Below are 16,422 nucleotides of genomic sequence, written 5' to 3'. Positions count from 1 at the left end.
AGGTCTCAGTGGCACGGGAACGCGGCGCTGTGGCGGGTATCGTGGGCTGCGTTGTGCACCGCCTCGATATGCGAGAACCCGGCGAAATACACCAGGCACGCGCCCAGGATCGAGGCGCCGATGGCGGCGGTCAGGCGTTGGCTGAGGGTGGCGGTACTGCTGGCGGTGTGCGAAGTGCTGCTGATGATCGACATGGCGCGTCCCTATCGTGTTCAGGGTGAAACGAGCGCATGCAAACCCCGCGAGCCGGGCACGCAGGGTTTTAACAGCGCCCGCCCACCGCGGGTTTGTTATCTGATGTTATTCGGGCCGGTCTCCGGGCTTGCGAGGGACACTGGGTCTATAAAGCGTCGCCTTCCCATGCCGTACAGGCACAGTGGATCTGACGCTTCACTCGCTTACCGTTGCGGGGGCAGCACCGGACTGGTCATAAGGCTATGACTCACCGGTTTCCCGTTTCACCCTGTGAAGGGCACCCGAAACAAGGCGTGTAGGAAAGCATGCAGAGCGACGGTAGTCAAATTGACCGAGCCCCTGTAGCCTTGCACCTTCGAGGTTCTTCGGCCCAGGCCGAAGCTAAGAAGGGAACGCGGTTCAAGCCGCGGCTGCCCCCGCAACTGTGAAGGGTTTATCTGACTGCCACGCCACTGCCATTACGGCGGGAAGGCGCAGCCAGCGCCGGTCGCAAGATCCGCAAGCCCCAAGCCAGGAGACCTGCCTCGCAACCGATTTTCCAATTCAACCGGGCGGGGTGATCCGGTGACGAAATCTGCTGCTGCGCGCCACGCAGGGCCTATCGTCCCGTATGCCCGCCCCCAAGGGCATCCGATGAAAACACTGGCCAAACTTCCCGTCACTATCGTTACCGGCTTTCTCGGCTCGGGCAAAACCACCTTGCTGCGCCACATGCTCGACAACGCCCAGGGCCGTCGCATTGCGGTGATCGTCAACGAATTCGGCGAGTTGGGCATTGACGGTGAGATCCTCAAGCAATGCTCGATCGGTTGCACCGAGGAAGAAGCCAACGGCCGCGTGTATGAACTGGCGAACGGCTGCCTGTGCTGCACCGTCCAGGAAGAGTTCTTTCCGGTGATGCGCGAACTGGTGGCCCGTCGCGGCGACCTCGACCATATCCTCATCGAAACCTCGGGCCTGGCCTTGCCCAAGCCCCTGGTGCAAGCCTTCCAGTGGCCGGAAATCCGCAGCGCCTGCACCGTCGACGCGGTGATCACCGTGGTCGACAGCCCGGCGGTGGCCGCCGGCACCTTCGCCGCCTTCCCGGACCAGGTCGATGCCCAGCGCAAGCTTGATCCGAACCTGGACCACGAATCCCCGTTGCATGAACTGTTCGCCGACCAGTTGGCCAGCGCCGACCTGGTGATCCTCAACAAGTGCGACATGATCAACCCCGAGGACCTGGCCCGCGTGCGCCTGGAAGTGGCCGAAGAGCTGCCACCCGCGGTGAAGATCGTCGAAGCCAGCAGCGGTCGCCTGCCCCTGGACGTGCTGATCGGCCTGGGCGCCGGCTCCGAAGAGCATATCGACGGCCGCCACAGCCATCACGATCATCACCACGACGGTGAAGACGACCATGACCACGATCACGACGCGTTCGACTCCATCTCCATCGACCTGCCTCAGGCCGATGAGGCGCTGCTGCTCGACGCGCTGACCCAGTTGGTGGTGCAGCACGGCATCCTGCGTGTCAAAGGCTTCGCGGCGATTCCGAACAAGCCGATGCGCCTGCTGATCCAGGGCGTGGGCACGCGTTTCGACAAGCACTTCGACCGCGCCTGGGGGGCCGACGAGGCACGCATCACGCGCCTGGTGCTGATCGGCCAGGCGCTGGACGCGGCCGGCCTCGAAGCGCAATTGCGCGCAGCGCTCAACGTTTAACCCATGCACCTGCTCAGGACTCAACCCGGCGGCTTCGTCGCGGACGACAATATCGCCGACCTGGGGCAAACCCCCGCCGAGCTGGTGATTCTGTGCAGCGGCGATTCCAGCCTGGCGCTGCTGGCCGAAGCCGCCCAGCAGTTGCCCGAGGACTACCCGAGCCTGCGCCTGGCCAACCCCATGCAGGTGCAGAACCACGCCTCGGTCGATCTGTATGTCGATGAAGTGCTGCGCCATGCCAAGGTCATCCTGATTTCGCTGCATGGTGGCATCGGGTATTGGCGCTACGGTATCGAGCGCCTGGTGGCGCTGGCCGAGCGCGGCGTCACGTTGATCCTGGTGCCCGGTGATGACCGCCCTGACCCGGAACTCAGCGGCCTCAGCACCGTGGCCGCTGAGGCCCGCGACCGCTTGTGGCAGTACCTGCGCCAGGGTGGCCTGGGCAATGCCCTGGATTTTTATCGCTGCCTGGCCAGCGCTTATCTGCAGCGTGACTACGCCTGGGCCGAGCCACACACTCTGCCGCGCACTGCGATTTATCACCCGCATCAGGCCAATGCCCGCCTCAATGACTGGCAAATGGAGTGGCACCCGGAGTTTCCGGTGGCGGCGGTGCTGTTCTATCGCTCTCATTTGCAGGCGGCCAATACCGGCTTTATCGATGTGTTCTGCCAGCGTTTGCAGGCAGCGGGCCTTAACCCGTTGCCGGTGGCGGTGGCCAGTTTGAAAGAGCCCGGCTGCCTGGCGGTGGTCGAGGATTGGCTGGATGAAGTCAATGCGGCGGTGATTCTGAACACCACCGGCTTTGCCCAATCCAGCCCCGAAGCCCCCCATCTACGCCCGTTTCGCCGCAATATCCCGGTGATCCAGGCGATCTGCGCCCAGGACAACCAACCCGGCTGGCAAGCCAGCGAACAAGGCCTCGGCCCGCGCGACCTGGCGATGCACATTGCCTTGCCGGAGCTGGACGGGCGGATTATCAGCCGGCCGATCAGCTTCAAGGACCTGGCCTGGCGCAGTGAGCGCAGCCAGTCGGACGTGGTGTGCTACCGCGCCGCGCCCGAGCGTATGGACTTTGTTGCCGAACTGGCGCGACGTTGGGTCGAACTGGCGCGGGTGCCGAATGGGGATAAGCGTATCGCGCTGATCCTGGCCAACTACCCGACCCGTGATGGCCGCATCGGCAACGGCGTGGGCCTGGATACCCCGGCCGCCGCGCTGAATATCCTGCGCGCCCTGCACAGCGAAGGTTACCCGGTGCCGGAGACGCTTCCCGACAGCGGCACGGCGCTGATCCATGAACTGCTCGGCGGTGTCACCAACGACCTGGACAGCCTCGACCTGCGCCCCTGCCACCAAAGCCTGGGGCTGGACGACTACGCGGTGATGTTCAGCCGCTTGCCCGAGGCCAACCGCCAAGCGGTACTGGCGCGCTGGGGCTCGCCCGACAACGACCCGATGTGTCGCGACGGCCGCCTGATGATTGCCGGCCTGCGCCTGGGCCAGACGTTCGTCGGTATCCAGCCCGCACGCGGCTACCAGGTGGACGCCAGCGCGGTGTATCACGACCCGGACCTGGTACCGCCGCATGCTTACCTGGCGTTTTACTTCTGGTTGCGCCACACCTACGGCGCCCACGGCGTGATCCATGTCGGCAAGCACGGCAACCTGGAATGGCTGCCGGGCAAGGGCGTGGGGCTGTCGGAAAACTGCTGGCCCGACGCGTTGCTGGGCCCGCTGCCGAATATCTACCCGTTTATCGTCAACGACCCGGGCGAGGGCGCCCAAGCCAAGCGCCGCACCCAGGCGGTGATCATCGATCACCTGATGCCGCCGCTGACCCGTGCCGAAACCTATGGGCCGTTGCGCGACCTAGAGCTGTTGGCCGACGAATACTACGAGGCGCAATTGCTCGACCCGCGCCGCGCCCGTGAGCTGCAAAAAGACATCCTCAAGCTGGTGCGCGAAACCCGCATCGACCAGGAACTGGAACTGGACAGCGACGCCGACGCGGCGATCTGGTTGCCGCGCCTGGATACCTACCTGTGTGACTTGAAGGAATCGCAGATACGCGATGGCCTGCATGTGTTTGGCGAGTCGCCCGCAGGCCGCTTGCGTATCGATACCTTATTGGCGTTGCTGCGCATCCCGCGTGGCGACGGGCGTGGCCCGCAATCGAGTTTGCTGCGCGTATTGGCCAAGGCGTTCGAGCTGGGTTTCGATCCGCTGGACTGCGCCTTGGCCGAGCCGTGGACCGGTCGCCGGCCCCAGGTCCTGCAAACGATCGATCCACAGTCATGGCGTACCGCCGGCGACACCCGCGAGCGCCTGGAGCGCTACGCAGCGCGCTTGATCGAGCAGGCGCTGGAAGGCCCGCTCGAACAGTTGGAAGAACCGGGTTGGGAGGCTGTGAAAGCGGTCATCGAAAGCCTGCGCATCGTCGTGGCGCCGCGCCTGGATGCTTGTGGCCCCGCCGAAATGCGTGGCCTGCTGGATGCCTTGAGTGGTCGCTTTGTGCCCGCCGGGCCTAGTGGCGCGCCGAGCCGGGGGCGCCTGGACGTGCTGCCCACCGGGCGTAACTTTTTTACCGTGGACGTGCGTAACCTGCCGACCACCACAGCCTGGCGCATCGGTTTTCAATCGGCCAACCTGATTCTCGAGCGGCATTTGCAGGACCATGGCGACCACCTGCGCCAGCTTGGCCTGTCGGTGTGGGGCACCGCCACCATGCGTACCGGCGGCGACGATATCGCCCAGGCCATGGCGCTGATGGGCGTGCGCCCGGTGTGGGCCACGGGCAGCCAGCGCGTGGATGATTTTGAAATCCTGCCGATCAGCCTGCTGGATCGCCCGCGCGTCGACGTCACGCTGCGGGTTTCCGGGTTCTTTCGCGATGCCTTCGCTAACCTGATCCGCCTGTTCGACGCCGCAGTGCAGGCGGTGGCGGCGCTGGATGAACCGGACGACATGAACCCGCTGGCGGCCAAGGTGCGCAGCGAGCGTGCGGCGTTGCTTGAGTCGGGCCTGGACGAAGAGGCGGCGGCGAAGCAGGCTGGCTGGCGCATCTTTGGCGCCAAGCCCGGTGCCTATGGCGCAGGCGTGCAGGGTGCGATCGACGGCCGCCTGTGGCAAAGCCGCGAGGACCTGGCCGAGGTCTACCTGAACTGGGGCGGCTATGCTTACGGCGCTGGCGATGAAGGCACCGCCGCCCGCGAGCAGTTCGCCCAGCGACTGAGCCAGGTGCAGGCGGTGTTGCAGAACCAGGACAACCGCGAGCATGACCTGCTCGATTCAAATGACTACTACCAGTTCCAGGGTGGCATGCTTGCCGCCGTGGAAACCCTGAGTGGCGACAAGGCCGCCAGCTACCATGGCGACCACAGCCAGCCGGATTTGCCCAGGGTGCGTACCTTGAAGGAAGAGCTGAACCGGGTGATCCGTTCCCGCGCCGCCAACCCCAAGTGGATCGAAGGCGTGAAGCGCCACGGCTATAAAGGTGCGTTCGAGATGGCGGCGACCGTGGACAACCTGTTTGCCTTCGACGCCACCACCGCGTTGATCGACGATCACCAATACGCCTTGCTCGCCGACGCCTACCTGCTCGACCCCGATACCCGGGCGTTTGTGCAGCAGCACAACCCGGATGCCCTGCGCGACATGACCGAGCGCATGCTCGAAGCCCAGCAGCGGGGCATGTGGCAGGCGCCGGGGGCGTACCGTGAAGCCCTGGAAAACCTGTTGCTGGATATAGAAGAAGACAGTTAGAACACGAGATGCCCTTGCTGTGGCAAGCCAGGCTGTTGTGGCAATCGGGCTTGTTGTGGCAAGCCCGCTCGCCACAAGGTGCCTGCACAGCAGAATTAATAGAGAGCCCGGATGACTGATATTCCCCATTTCCCGCTGTCCGCCGTGGTCGGCGCCGAAAACCTGAAACTGGCGCTGTGCCTGACCGCCATCGACCCCAGGATCGGCGGCGTGCTGATCGAAGGCCCGCGTGGCATGGCCAAGTCCACCCTGGCCCGTGGCCTGGCAGACCTGTTGGCCAGCGGTCAGTTTGTCACCTTGCCCCTGGGCGCCACCGAAGAACGGTTGGTGGGCACCCTGGACCTGGACGCCGCACTGGGCGAAGGTCGCGCGCAGTTTTCCCCTGGCGTGCTGGCCAAGGCCGATGGCGGTGTGTTGTATGTCGATGAAGTCAACTTGTTGGCTGATCATCTGGTCGACCTGCTGCTGGATGTGGCGGCCAGCGGCACCAACCTGATCGAACGCGATGGTATTTCCCACCGGCATTCGGCGCGCTTTGTACTGATCGGCACCATGAACCCGGAGGAGGGCGAGCTGCGTCCGCAGTTGCTCGACCGCTTCGGTTTCAACGTGGCGTTGAGCGGGCACACCTTGCCGGCCGAGCGCGGGCAGATCATCCGCCGTCGCCTGGATTTCGACAGCGACCCCGCTGCGTTCTGCGCACAGTGGGCTGAACCGCAGGCAGCCTTGCGCGAGCGTTGCACCCAGGCGCGGGCGCGGCTCGACAGTATCCCACTGGATGACCAGGCGTTGGCGCAGATTACCGAGCGCTGTTTTGCCGCCGGGGTCGATGGCCTGCGCGCCGACCTGGTGTGGCTGCGTGGCGCACGGGCCCATGCGGCGTGGCGTGGGGCCTCCGCCATCGCCGAGGAAGATATCGACGCCGTGGCCGAATTTGCCTTGCGCCATCGTCGCCAGGGGCCATCCGCACCGGCCAGCCCACCCCATGAAGGTCCGTCAGCAAGCCGCACGGACACCGCACCCGGCCAAGGTCAATGGGGCGACATGCCTGCACCGGCCCTGCCCACAGGCGCTCGCCGAGAAGTACCCACCTGGCCAAAAAAGCTCTAGGCATCCGCCCTCGACCTGGCACGGGGGCGGATGCGCGACCCAAGGCGGGGCGACTGGAGAAAGGCCGGCACGGCAAGGCGCGCAGTGCCAGGCAGGGCACAATCAACTGGCCGGGCACCTTGCTCGGTGGTCGTCCGCAGTGCCGTGACGACCTGCTGTTTCACCTGCGCAGCCGTTCGGCCCATGAGTTGTGGCTGGTGATCGTCGATGCATCGGCCTCCACTCGGCGGCACCGCGCGTTGACCGATGCCAAGGGCGTGCTGGCGCAACTGTTTGATGACGCTTATCGACAGCGCGCACGCATGGCATTGCTGACGGCCAGCGGGCAGTCGCCCAAATGGCAGGTGCAGGGGCTCAAGGCGGCGAAAAGCCTGGCAGGTTGGTTGGAGCAATTGGGGGCAGGCGGGGGGACGCCGTTGCTGGCGGCGTTGACCGAGGCCGGGCATTGGCTGATGGCGCGGCGCAAGCGTTATCCGACTGAGCAGCAGCGTGTGCTGGTGATCACGGATGGGCGACTCAAGGACATTGCTGGGTTGCCGTTATTGGCGTGTGCGGGGTTGCTGGTGGATATCGAGCGCGGGCCGATCAGGTTGGGGCGCGCCCAGGAGTTGGCGGTGGGGTTGCAGTTGGAGTATCGGCATATCGATAGGTTGTAGTGCCTGGGTCGCCGCTATCGGGGGCAAGCCCCCTCCCACATTTGACCGAGTACAGGCATTTGGAATGCGGTCAGTGTGGGAGGGGGGCTTGCCCCCGATGAGGCTCTCACAGACACCCCCCAATCTATCCGCCAGCCCCCGGCACATTCGGCCAAAGATCCGCCACCAGAAACAAGCGCTCGGCTTCCTCCCAATCCTCTCCGCTCTGCACCAGCCGTACCAGCAACTGCGCCGGTGCCATCGGGTTGAGTTCCGTCAGCCATCCCTGCATCTGTTCCTCGCTCCATACCTCACTCCCAGGGTAATGCGCCGGCGCCAGCCACGCGTGCCGGGGCAGGGGTTGCCAGCGGCCGGGTGGGCGGGTGCTGATAAAGTCGCGCCAATCGCGCTGGTGCAGCCAACGCCCACGCAGATGCTGGGGGTGGGCGCCGCGGGGCGGTTCGGCCTGGCCCGGCCAGGGATACAGCAGGTAGCCGCCGAGCCATAAATGCGCATCGAACTGCTGGATATCCAGCGCCGCCAAGGCTTGGCGGCTTTCCGGCCGTGCCGAGATCGGCAATTGATGCTGGGCCAGGTGCGCCAGCTTGCGGTCCAGCCGATCATGACAGCCTGGGCCCAACCATTGCGCGGTGTCCAGGCCATCGCCGTCCTGCGGGCCGAGGTAGAGCTTGATCGCCAGTTCCAAGTGGTGCACGCCTTCGCGGTCGCGCAGCAGCATGTCCAGTTCGCCCAGGGTATGCCCGGCGCGGCGGATCGGCAGGTTGGCGGCGAGCAGTTCCACGCCCGGCGCATGCTGCACGGCGAACTGCCACAGACGCTCGTAGTACAAGCCCAGGCGCCGGGTGCGTGACAGGTTCAACCAATGCTGCAAGGCGCTGCTGTCCTGGTCCAATTGCCGCAGCCACTGTTCGAGGCGGTCGGGCGCCTGCACCCAGTCACTGCCCGCCAGCGGATGGCGTTGCGGCCAAGGCGTTTGCGCGAGCATCGGCGGGGCGAGCATCACCCATGCCAGGTCGCGCACCTCGGGGTGGCGCAGCTGGCGGGGCAGGTTGTGCAAGTCGGGGAACAGAGTCATGGTCCGAGCATAGCCTTTTACGCTGGGTCAGGTGGCTGAGAAGCGTTGTCATCAAGGTTTCACGGCGACAAAGGATTTTGCCTGAAGCAGCCTTTCGCCCATAATCGTTCTTTTTTGCCACACCCCAAGCCCGCAGGAGCCCCATGGAGCAATTTCGCAATATCGGCATTATCGGTCGCCTGGGCAGTACCCAGGTGTTGGACACCGTCCGCCGGCTGAAAAAATTCCTGCTGGAACGCCACCTGCATGTGATCCTCGAAGACACCATCGCTGAAATCCTCCCCGGCCACGGCCTGCAGACCTCGTCGCGCAAGATGCTTGGCGAAGTGTGCGACATGGTCATCGTGGTCGGCGGCGACGGCAGCTTGCTCGGTGCCGCCCGGGCGTTGGCGCGGCATAACGTGCCGGTGCTGGGGATCAACCGTGGCAGCCTGGGTTTCCTGACCGATATCCGCCCCGATGAGCTGGAAGTGGAAGTGGCCAAGGTGCTCGATGGCCATTACCTGGTGGAAAACCGCTTCCTGCTGCAAGCCGAAGTGCGCCGCCACGGCGAAGCCATCGGCCAGGGCGATGCCCTCAATGATGTGGTGCTGCACCCCGGCAAGTCCACGCGGATGATCGAGTTCGAGCTGTATATCGACGGCCAGTTCGTCTGCAGCCAGAAGGCCGACGGCCTGATCGTCGCCACGCCCACCGGTTCTACCGCCTATGCACTGTCGGCGGGCGGCCCGATCATGCATCCCAAGCTCGACGCCATTGTGATCGTGCCGATGTACCCCCATATGTTGTCCAGCAGGCCGATTGTGGTCGACGGCAACAGTGAGCTGAAAATCGTGGTTTCCAAAGACATGCAGATTTACCCGCAAGTCTCCTGTGACGGGCAGAACCATTTCACCTGCGCCCCCGGTGACACCATCACCGTGAGCAAAAAGGCGCAAAAGCTGCGGCTGATCCACCCGCTGGACCACAACTACTATGAAGTGTGCCGTACCAAGTTGGGCTGGGGCAGCCGCTTGGGGGGTGGAGGCGACTGATGCTCGATCCCGCGCGTAGCTACGACCTGATTGGTGACGTGCACGGTTGCGCTCATACCCTTGAGCACTTGCTCGACCTGTTGGGCTACCACAAACAGGCTGGCACCTGGCGCCATCCGTCGCGTATGGCAGTGTTCCTCGGCGATATCATCGACCGCGGCCCACGCATTCGCGAGGCGTTGCATATCGTCCACGACATGACCGAGGCCGGCCAGGCGTTGTGCATCATGGGCAACCACGAATTCAATGCGCTGGGCTGGACCACGCCGGCGCCACCCGGCAGTGGCAAGCAGTTCGTGCGCGAGCACAACCCCCGGCACGAGCGGTTGATCCACGAGACCCTGACCCAATTCGAGCATCACCCCGCCGACTGGCATGACTTCCTCGGCTGGTTCTATGACATGCCGCTGTTTGTCGACGCCGGGCGTTTCCGCGTGGTGCATGCGTGCTGGGACGACGGGTTTATCCAGCCGCTGCGCGCGACCTTCCCCGACGGCTGCATCGACCAGCACTTCCTGCAGGCCGCGGCCGTGCCGGGCAGTTTTGCCTGCAACGCGTTCGACCGCCTGCTGCGCGGTACCGACATGCGCCTGCCGGACGGCTTGACCCTGACCGGCGGCGACGGGCTGACACGTTCGTTCTTCCGCACCAAATTCTGGGAGGACGACCCTAAGACCTACGGCGACATCGTGTTCCAACCCGATGCCTTGCCAGAGCCGGTGGCACGCACACCGTTATCGTCCAGCCAAAAGAATTCCCTGCTGCGCTACGGCGTCGACGAACCCTTGCTGTTCGTCGGCCATTACTGGCGCAGCGGCAAACCGGCGCCGATCCGCCCGAACCTGGCTTGCCTGGACTACAGCGCGGTGCTGTACGGCAAGCTGGTGGCCTACCGCCTGGACCAGGAAACCCGCCTGGATCCAGGTAAATTCGTATGGGTGGACGTTGAGCGACCCGAGGTGATTGTATGAGTGCCGTGCCCGTATTGCGCTTGCCCCTGAGCGTCGACCTGGGCGGTTTCGTCAAACTGCTGCAACGCATGCAGGTGCCCCATCGCGTCAGCGAAGAAGCCGGCGAGCAGGTGTTGTGGGTGCCCGAGACCATCAGCGACGACGTGCGCGTGCTCTACGAACGCTTTCCAGCGGGCGACCCGGACCAGCAATTGGATATTCCTGAGCAGGCGCCCGTTTCGCGTCCAGGCTTTGTCCAGCAATTGCGGCATAGCCCGGTCACCGCCTTGGTGCTGCTGGCAAGCATCATTGTCGGCGCGGTGACCTTGCTCGGTGAAAACCTGCAAGCCATGAGCTGGCTGACGTTCCTGCCCTTCCGGGTGACGGGCGAGTACATCCAGTTCACGCCATTGGCCGATTCATTGGCTTCCGGCCAGTGGTGGCGGTTGATCACGCCAATGCTGATCCACTTCGGCATCCTGCACCTGGCCATGAACGGCATGTGGTACTGGGAACTGGGGCGGCGCATCGAAGTGCGCCAGGGCGGCATCAACCTGCTGGGCCTGACCCTGTTGTTCAGCCTGGTCTCCAACTACGCGCAATACGCCTATGGCGGCCCTGGCCTGTTTGGTGGGTTGTCCGGCGTGTTGTATGGCCTGCTCGGGCATTGCTGGATCTTTCAATTGCTGTCGCCCAACCCGGCTTATCGCTTGCCCCGTGGGGTGCTGGTGATGATGCTGGTGTGGCTGGTTCTGTGCCTGTCGGGGCTGGTCTCGATGATCGGTTTCGGTGAAATCGCCAATGCTGCCCATGTTGGCGGCCTGGTTATCGGTTGCCTGACGGGTTTGCTGGGCGGCTTGTACAGCCGTCGCAAATCTTCTATTTGATAAGGAAGAGCTTCATGTCCTCTTTTGCTGAAATGATCGAAAACATCACCCCGGATATCTACGAGAGCCTCAAGCTCGCCGTGGAAATCGGTAAATGGTCCGATGGCCGCAAGCTCACTGCAGAACAGCGTGAACTGTCCCTGCAAGCGGTGATCGCCTGGGAAATCCAGAACCTGCCCGAAGACCAGCGCACCGGCTACATGGGCCCGCAGGAATGCCAGTCGAAGTCGACCACCGTGCCGAACATCCTGTTCAAGTCGGATGCGATCCATTGATTGAAATCGGTCGCGGTGCAGTCAGCAAAATGTCGGCGCAACTCGGTGAGCCGACCGTTCAGTACGCGTTTCGGCTAGGCGATACCGAGGTGCCGGTCAACCCCTTGATCGGCACCCATGTACGCCTGGAGTATCTCGGCGCCATCCATTGCAGCCATTGCGGCCGCAAGACCAAGACCAGCTTCAGCCAGGGCTATTGCTACCCGTGCATGACCAAGCTGGCCCAGTGCGACCTGTGCATCATGAGCCCCGAGCGTTGCCATTACGACGCCGGCACCTGCCGTGATCCCAGCTGGGGCGAACAGTTCTGCATGACCGACCATGTGGTGTACCTGGCCAACTCGTCGGGGATCAAGGTCGGCATCACCCGCGCCACCCAACTGCCCACCCGTTGGCTCGACCAGGGCGCCAGCCAGGCGCTGCCGATCATGCGGGTTGCAACACGCCAGCAGTCCGGTTTCGTCGAGGACCTGTTCCGCAGCCAGGTGGCCGACAAGACCAACTGGCGCGCGTTGCTCAAGGGCGATGCGCAATCGGTCGACCTCAAGCAGGTGCGCGACGAGCTGTTTGCGTCCTGCGCCGAAGGCCTGCTGGGTTTGCAGGAACGCTTTGGTCTGCACGCCATCCAGACCATTGCCGACATCGAACCGATCGAAATTCGCTACCCGATCGAGCAGTATCCGACCAAGATCGTCAGCTTCAACCTGGACAAGAACCCGATTGCCGAAGGTACGCTGCTGGGGATCAAGGGCCAGTACCTGATCTTCGACACCGGCGTCATTAATATTCGTAAGTACACGGCCTACCAGCTCGCCGTGCATCAGTAAAAGGATCCCCTCATGCGCACCGAACAACCGAAGATGATTTACCTGAAGGACTATCAGGCGCCGGATTACCTGATCGAAGAGACGCACCTGACCTTCGAGTTGTTCGAGGACCACAGCCTAGTCCACGCGCAACTGGTGATGCGCCGTAACCCCGAGCGCGGTGCCGGCTTGCCGCCGCTGGTACTCGATGGCCAGCAGTTGGAGCTGCTGAGCGTGAATCTGGGCGACCGTGAACTGACCGCGGCCGACTACCAACTGACCGATAGCCACCTGACCCTGCAGCCGACCGCCGAGACGTTCACGGTCGACACCAGCGTGCGCATACACCCGGAAACCAACACCGCGCTGGAAGGCCTGTACAAATCCGGCAGCATGTTCTGCACCCAGTGCGAGGCCGAAGGGTTCCGCAAGATCACCTACTACCTCGACCGCCCGGACGTGATGAGCACCTTCACCACCACGGTGATCGCCGAGCAACATCGCTATCCGATCCTGCTGTCCAACGGTAACCCTATCGCCAGCGGCCCCGGCGAGGATGGCCGCCACTGGGCGACCTGGGAAGACCCGTTCAAGAAGCCGGCCTACCTGTTCGCGCTGGTAGCCGGTGACCTATGGTGTGTCGAAGACACCTTCACCACCCTGACTGACCGCACCGTGGCGCTGCGTATCTACGTCGAGCCGGAAAATATCGACAAGTGCCAGCACGCCATGACCAGCCTGAAAAAGTCCATGCGCTGGGATGAAGAAACCTACGGCCGTGAGTACGACCTCGACATTTTCATGATCGTGGCGGTCAACGACTTCAACATGGGCGCCATGGAGAACAAGGGCCTCAATATCTTCAACTCCAGCGCGGTGCTGGCGCGCGCCGAAACCGCCACCGACGCCGCGCACCAGCGGGTCGAGGCAATCGTCGCCCACGAATATTTCCACAACTGGTCGGGCAACCGCGTGACCTGTCGCGACTGGTTCCAGCTGTCGCTGAAAGAAGGCTTTACCGTATTCCGTGATTCGTGCTTTTCCGCCGACATGAACTCGGCCACGGTCAAGCGCATCCAGGACGTGGCTTACCTGCGTACCCACCAGTTCGCGGAAGACGCCGGCCCCATGGCCCATGCCGTGCGCCCGGACAGCTTTATCGAGATCTCCAACTTCTACACCTTGACCGTGTACGAAAAAGGCTCGGAAGTGGTCGGCATGATCCATACCTTGCTCGGCGCTGAAGGCTTCCGTAAAGGCAGCGACCTGTATTTCGAACGCCATGACGGCCAGGCCGTGACCTGCGACGATTTCGTCAAGGCCATGGAAGACGCCAACGGTGCCGACCTCAGCCAGTTCAAACGCTGGTACAGCCAGGCCGGCACGCCACGCCTGGCGGTCAGCGAGTCTTACGACGCCGCGGCAAAAACCTACAGCCTGACCTTCCGTCAGAGCTGCCCGGCCACCCCAGACAAGGTGGAAAAACTGCCGTTTGTGATTCCCGTGGAATTGGGCCTGCTGGACGGGCAGGGCGCCGGTATCGCGTTGCGCCTGGCCGGTGAGGCGGCGGCGGGCGGTACTTCGCGTGTGATTTCGGTGACCGAAGCCGAGCAGACCTTCACCTTCGTCGATATCGCCGAACAGCCGTTGCCGTCGTTGTTGCGTGGCTTCTCGGCGCCGGTGAAACTGAGCTTCCCGTACACCCGCGATCAACTGATGTTCCTGATGCAGCATGACAGCGACGGCTTCAACCGCTGGGATGCCGGCCAGCAACTGTCGGTGCAGGTGTTGCAGGAACTGATCGGCCAACATCAGGCCGGGCAACCGCTGAAGCTGGATCAACGCCTGATCGATGCACTGCGCAGCGTGTTGAGCGATGACAGCCTGGACCAGGCGATGGTCGCGGAGATGCTCTCGCTGCCGGGTGAAGCCTACTTGACCGAAATCAGTGAAGTGGCCGATGTCGACGCCATCCACGCCGCCCGCGAGTTTGCCCGCAAGCAACTGGCCGACCAACTGTTCGAAGGGCTGTGGCTGCGTTACCAGGCCAACCGTGAGCTGTCCAAGCAAACCCCGTACGTGGCCGCGGCCGAGCATTTTGCCCGTCGCGCCTTGCAGAACATCGCGCTGTCGTACCTGATGCTCAGCGGCAAGCCCGAAGTGCTGGCGGCGACGCTGGACCAGTTTGATACCAGCGACAACATGACCGAACGCTTGACCGCGCTGGCGGTGCTGGTGAATTCGCCATTCGAGGCAGAAAAAACCAAGGCGTTGGCGGTATTCGCTGAAAACTTCAAGGACAACCCGCTGGTCATGGACCAATGGTTCAGTGTGCAGGCCGCCAGCGTCTTGCCCGGCGGGTTGGCGCGGGTCAAGGCGTTGATGGAGCACCCGGCGTTCACGATCAAGAACCCGAACAAGGTGCGTGCACTGATTGGCGCGTTTGCCGGGCAGAACCTGATCAACTTCCATGCGGCGGATGGTTCGGGCTATCGCTTCCTGGCGGACCTGGTGATCCAGCTGAATGCGTTCAACCCACAAATCGCTTCGCGCCAGTTGGCGCCGTTGACTCGCTGGCGTAAATACGACAGCGCGCGGCAGGCGCTGATGAAGGCGGAGCTGGAACGTATTCGTGGTTCGGGTGAATTGTCCAGTGATGTGTTTGAGGTGGTCAGCAAGAGCCTGGCGTAACGCGCGGGTTGGTTGACGAAAACGGCCCACCGATTGCTCGGTGGGCCGTTTTTTTTTGCGTGCGGTCGAGTGGGCTGAAGGGCTGTTGGTTTGAATGTGGGCACTGAGTATTGGCTGACACACGCTGTCCAGGCCGCCCCACAGCTTATGGGTCAGTCGGTTTTTTGCAGGGTCAGCACCTCGAACCCGTCCCGTGTCACGGCGACGGTATGTTCCCACTGCGCCGACAGGCTGTTGTCCTTGGTCACTACCGTCCAGCCGTCTTTCAGGCTGCGCACTTTGGCGCTGCCCTGGTTGAGCATCGGCTCGATGGTAAACACCATGCCTTCTCGCAGTTCCAGCCCGGTGCCGGGGCGGCCGAAGTGCAGGACCTGCGGCTCTTCATGCATCTGCCGGCCAATGCCGTGGCCGCAGTATTCACGCACCACGCTGTAGCCGTTGGCTTGCGCGTGGCTTTGGATCGCATGGCCGATATCGCCCAGGCGCGCGCCTGGCTTGACTTGGCGGATGCCGGCCCACATGGCTTCGAAGGTCATCTCAACCAGGCGCCGGGCCTTGGGGGGGACGTTGCCAATCATGTACATCTTGCTGGAGTCGGCGATGAAGCCGCCTTTTTCCAGGGTGATGTCGATGTTGATGATGTCGCCGTCCTTGAGGATGTCCTTGGCACTGGGCATGCCGTGGCACACCACTTCGTTGATCGAGGTGTTGATGGAGAAGGGGTAGTCGTATTGTCCGAGGCTGGCCGGGCGGGCCTTCAAGTCGTTGCGGATGAAGGCTTCGACCGCCGCGTCCAGCTCCAGGGTGGAACGGCCGGCGATGACAAAACCATCGAGCATGCTGAACACCTGGGCCAGCAGGCGACCGGCTTCGCGCATCACGGTCAGTTGGGCAGGGGTCTTGATCATTGGCTGCGGCCTCGGATCAGGTCGGGCTTGTCCAGCAACAGTTTGTTGATCAGCTCGTTGTACGGCAGGCTGGGGTTGAGCTCGGCCAGCAGGCCGATCTTGATCCAGAACTCGGCCTGGGCGTTGATGGAACGATCCATCGCGGCGCTGGCCAGGCGCAGTTGTTCGTGCAATTGGTCGGTGATCTTGACGATGCCCATGGTGTTCACTGTGTTGATTGAATATATGAAGCGTATACGTTTCGTATATTCTGAGTAAACCCCCACGCGCTAAATGGTGTTGGGCCATTGACTTGCCCTGTACCCGCCGGGTAATTTCGATACATGACATTTCAAACCCTTCGCAGCCAGCCAAGCATTATTACCGCCA

14 protein-coding genes and 2 riboswitches are annotated in these 16,422 nt (G+C 63.2%); of the genes, 10 read left to right on the top strand and 4 right to left on the bottom strand.

Annotated features, from left to right (window positions below; all coding sequences use genetic code 11):
• Positions 1-5: 5 nt before the first annotated feature.
• Positions 6-194: a CbtB domain-containing protein gene (locus ACODSV_RS19245; RefSeq protein WP_024075128.1), complete on the bottom strand. Its 189-nt coding sequence runs from the start codon at positions 192-194 to the stop codon at positions 6-8.
• Between the two features lie 96 nt (positions 195-290).
• Positions 291-495, bottom strand: a riboswitch (cobalamin riboswitch).
• Positions 496-536: 41 nt separating this feature from the next.
• Positions 537-736, top strand: a riboswitch (cobalamin riboswitch).
• Positions 737-828: 92 nt separating this feature from the next.
• Between ACODSV_RS19245 and cobW the strand changes: the two genes are divergently transcribed.
• From cobW to ACODSV_RS19225, 4 genes are all read left to right on the top strand, one after another.
• Positions 829-1,896 (top strand): cobalamin biosynthesis protein CobW, encoded by a 1,068-nt coding sequence (gene cobW, locus ACODSV_RS19240; RefSeq protein WP_150054635.1) that lies wholly within the window; start codon positions 829-831, stop codon positions 1,894-1,896.
• Between the two features lie 3 nt (positions 1,897-1,899).
• Positions 1,900-5,661 carry a cobaltochelatase subunit CobN gene (gene cobN, locus ACODSV_RS19235; RefSeq protein WP_024075130.1) on the top strand — a complete coding sequence of 1,254 codons (3,762 nt, stop codon included), beginning with the start codon at positions 1,900-1,902 and terminating at the stop codon, positions 5,659-5,661.
• Positions 5,662-5,772: 111 nt separating this feature from the next.
• Complete coding sequence (locus ACODSV_RS19230) at positions 5,773-6,771, top strand: magnesium chelatase ATPase subunit I (protein ID WP_150056581.1); 999 nt, start codon at positions 5,773-5,775, stop codon at positions 6,769-6,771.
• A gap of 53 nt (positions 6,772-6,824) precedes the next feature.
• On the top strand, positions 6,825-7,427 hold the full coding sequence (locus tag ACODSV_RS19225; protein ID WP_150056582.1) for a vWA domain-containing protein: 603 nt from the start codon (positions 6,825-6,827) through the stop codon (positions 7,425-7,427).
• 124 nt (positions 7,428-7,551) lie between these two features.
• Here the strand turns inward: ACODSV_RS19225 and ACODSV_RS19220 are convergent, their stop codons facing one another.
• Positions 7,552-8,502, bottom strand: coding sequence for a DUF1853 family protein (locus tag ACODSV_RS19220; RefSeq protein WP_150054698.1), 951 nt, complete (start codon positions 8,500-8,502; stop codon positions 7,552-7,554).
• A gap of 143 nt (positions 8,503-8,645) precedes the next feature.
• On the opposite strand from ACODSV_RS19220, the gene ACODSV_RS19215 reads away from it, so the two are divergent.
• From ACODSV_RS19215 to pepN, 6 genes are read left to right on the top strand one after another with little or no spacing between them, the layout of a single operon-like run.
• Positions 8,646-9,536 carry an NAD(+) kinase gene (locus ACODSV_RS19215; RefSeq protein WP_003217892.1) on the top strand — a complete coding sequence of 297 codons (891 nt, stop codon included), beginning with the start codon at positions 8,646-8,648 and terminating at the stop codon, positions 9,534-9,536.
• A complete protein-coding gene (locus ACODSV_RS19210; protein WP_162163607.1) occupies positions 9,533-10,507 on the top strand; it encodes a metallophosphoesterase in 975 nt (324 codons plus the stop codon). Before ACODSV_RS19215 ends, ACODSV_RS19210 begins: the two co-directional genes overlap by 4 nt.
• Entirely contained in the window at positions 10,504-11,373 is an 870-nt protein-coding gene (locus ACODSV_RS19205; RefSeq protein WP_024075135.1) for a rhomboid family intramembrane serine protease, read from the top strand. The genes ACODSV_RS19210 and ACODSV_RS19205 overlap by 4 nt, the downstream gene beginning before the upstream one ends.
• Before the next feature lie 14 nt (positions 11,374-11,387).
• Positions 11,388-11,648, top strand: a complete 261-nt coding sequence (locus ACODSV_RS19200) for a YeaC family protein (RefSeq protein WP_017528545.1) — start codon at positions 11,388-11,390, stop codon at positions 11,646-11,648.
• On the top strand, positions 11,645-12,475 hold the full coding sequence (locus ACODSV_RS19195; protein ID WP_024075136.1) for a DUF2797 domain-containing protein: 831 nt from the start codon (positions 11,645-11,647) through the stop codon (positions 12,473-12,475). The genes ACODSV_RS19200 and ACODSV_RS19195 overlap by 4 nt, the downstream gene beginning before the upstream one ends.
• Before the next feature lie 12 nt (positions 12,476-12,487).
• Positions 12,488-15,145, top strand: a complete 2,658-nt coding sequence (gene pepN / locus ACODSV_RS19190) for an aminopeptidase N (protein WP_150054697.1) — start codon at positions 12,488-12,490, stop codon at positions 15,143-15,145.
• 152 nt (positions 15,146-15,297) lie between these two features.
• Here pepN and map read toward each other — a convergent pair whose 3' ends face one another.
• Positions 15,298-16,053, bottom strand: a complete 756-nt coding sequence (gene map / locus ACODSV_RS19185; RefSeq protein ID WP_024075138.1) for a type I methionyl aminopeptidase — start codon at positions 16,051-16,053, stop codon at positions 15,298-15,300.
• A complete protein-coding gene (locus ACODSV_RS19180) occupies positions 16,050-16,253 on the bottom strand; it encodes a ParD-like family protein (protein WP_024075139.1) in 204 nt (67 codons plus the stop codon). The genes map and ACODSV_RS19180 overlap by 4 nt, the downstream gene beginning before the upstream one ends.
• Positions 16,254-16,422 lie beyond the last annotated feature (169 nt).

This window comes from Pseudomonas sp. FG86, assembly GCF_057808775.1.
This window is presented reverse-complemented; position numbering and strand designations above follow the sequence as displayed.

Excerpts from the sequence above, each read along its gene's own strand:
- ACODSV_RS19245 (WP_024075128.1), bottom strand. The coding sequence starts at position 194 with ATGTCGATCATCAGCAGCACTTCGCACACCGCCAGCAGTACCGCCACC.
- cobW (WP_150054635.1), top strand. The coding sequence starts at position 829 with ATGAAAACACTGGCCAAACTTCCCGTCACTATCGTTACCGGCTTTCTC.
- cobN (WP_024075130.1), top strand. The coding sequence starts at position 1,900 with ATGCACCTGCTCAGGACTCAACCCGGCGGCTTCGTCGCGGACGACAAT.
- ACODSV_RS19230 (WP_150056581.1), top strand. The coding sequence starts at position 5,773 with ATGACTGATATTCCCCATTTCCCGCTGTCCGCCGTGGTCGGCGCCGAA.
- ACODSV_RS19220 (WP_150054698.1), bottom strand. The coding sequence starts at position 8,502 with ATGACTCTGTTCCCCGACTTGCACAACCTGCCCCGCCAGCTGCGCCAC.
- ACODSV_RS19215 (WP_003217892.1), top strand. The coding sequence starts at position 8,646 with ATGGAGCAATTTCGCAATATCGGCATTATCGGTCGCCTGGGCAGTACC.
- ACODSV_RS19205 (WP_024075135.1), top strand. The coding sequence starts at position 10,504 with ATGAGTGCCGTGCCCGTATTGCGCTTGCCCCTGAGCGTCGACCTGGGC.
- ACODSV_RS19200 (WP_017528545.1), top strand. The coding sequence starts at position 11,388 with ATGTCCTCTTTTGCTGAAATGATCGAAAACATCACCCCGGATATCTAC.
- pepN (WP_150054697.1), top strand. The coding sequence starts at position 12,488 with ATGCGCACCGAACAACCGAAGATGATTTACCTGAAGGACTATCAGGCG.
- map (WP_024075138.1), bottom strand. The coding sequence starts at position 16,053 with ATGATCAAGACCCCTGCCCAACTGACCGTGATGCGCGAAGCCGGTCGC.
- ACODSV_RS19180 (WP_024075139.1), bottom strand. The coding sequence starts at position 16,253 with ATGGGCATCGTCAAGATCACCGACCAATTGCACGAACAACTGCGCCTG.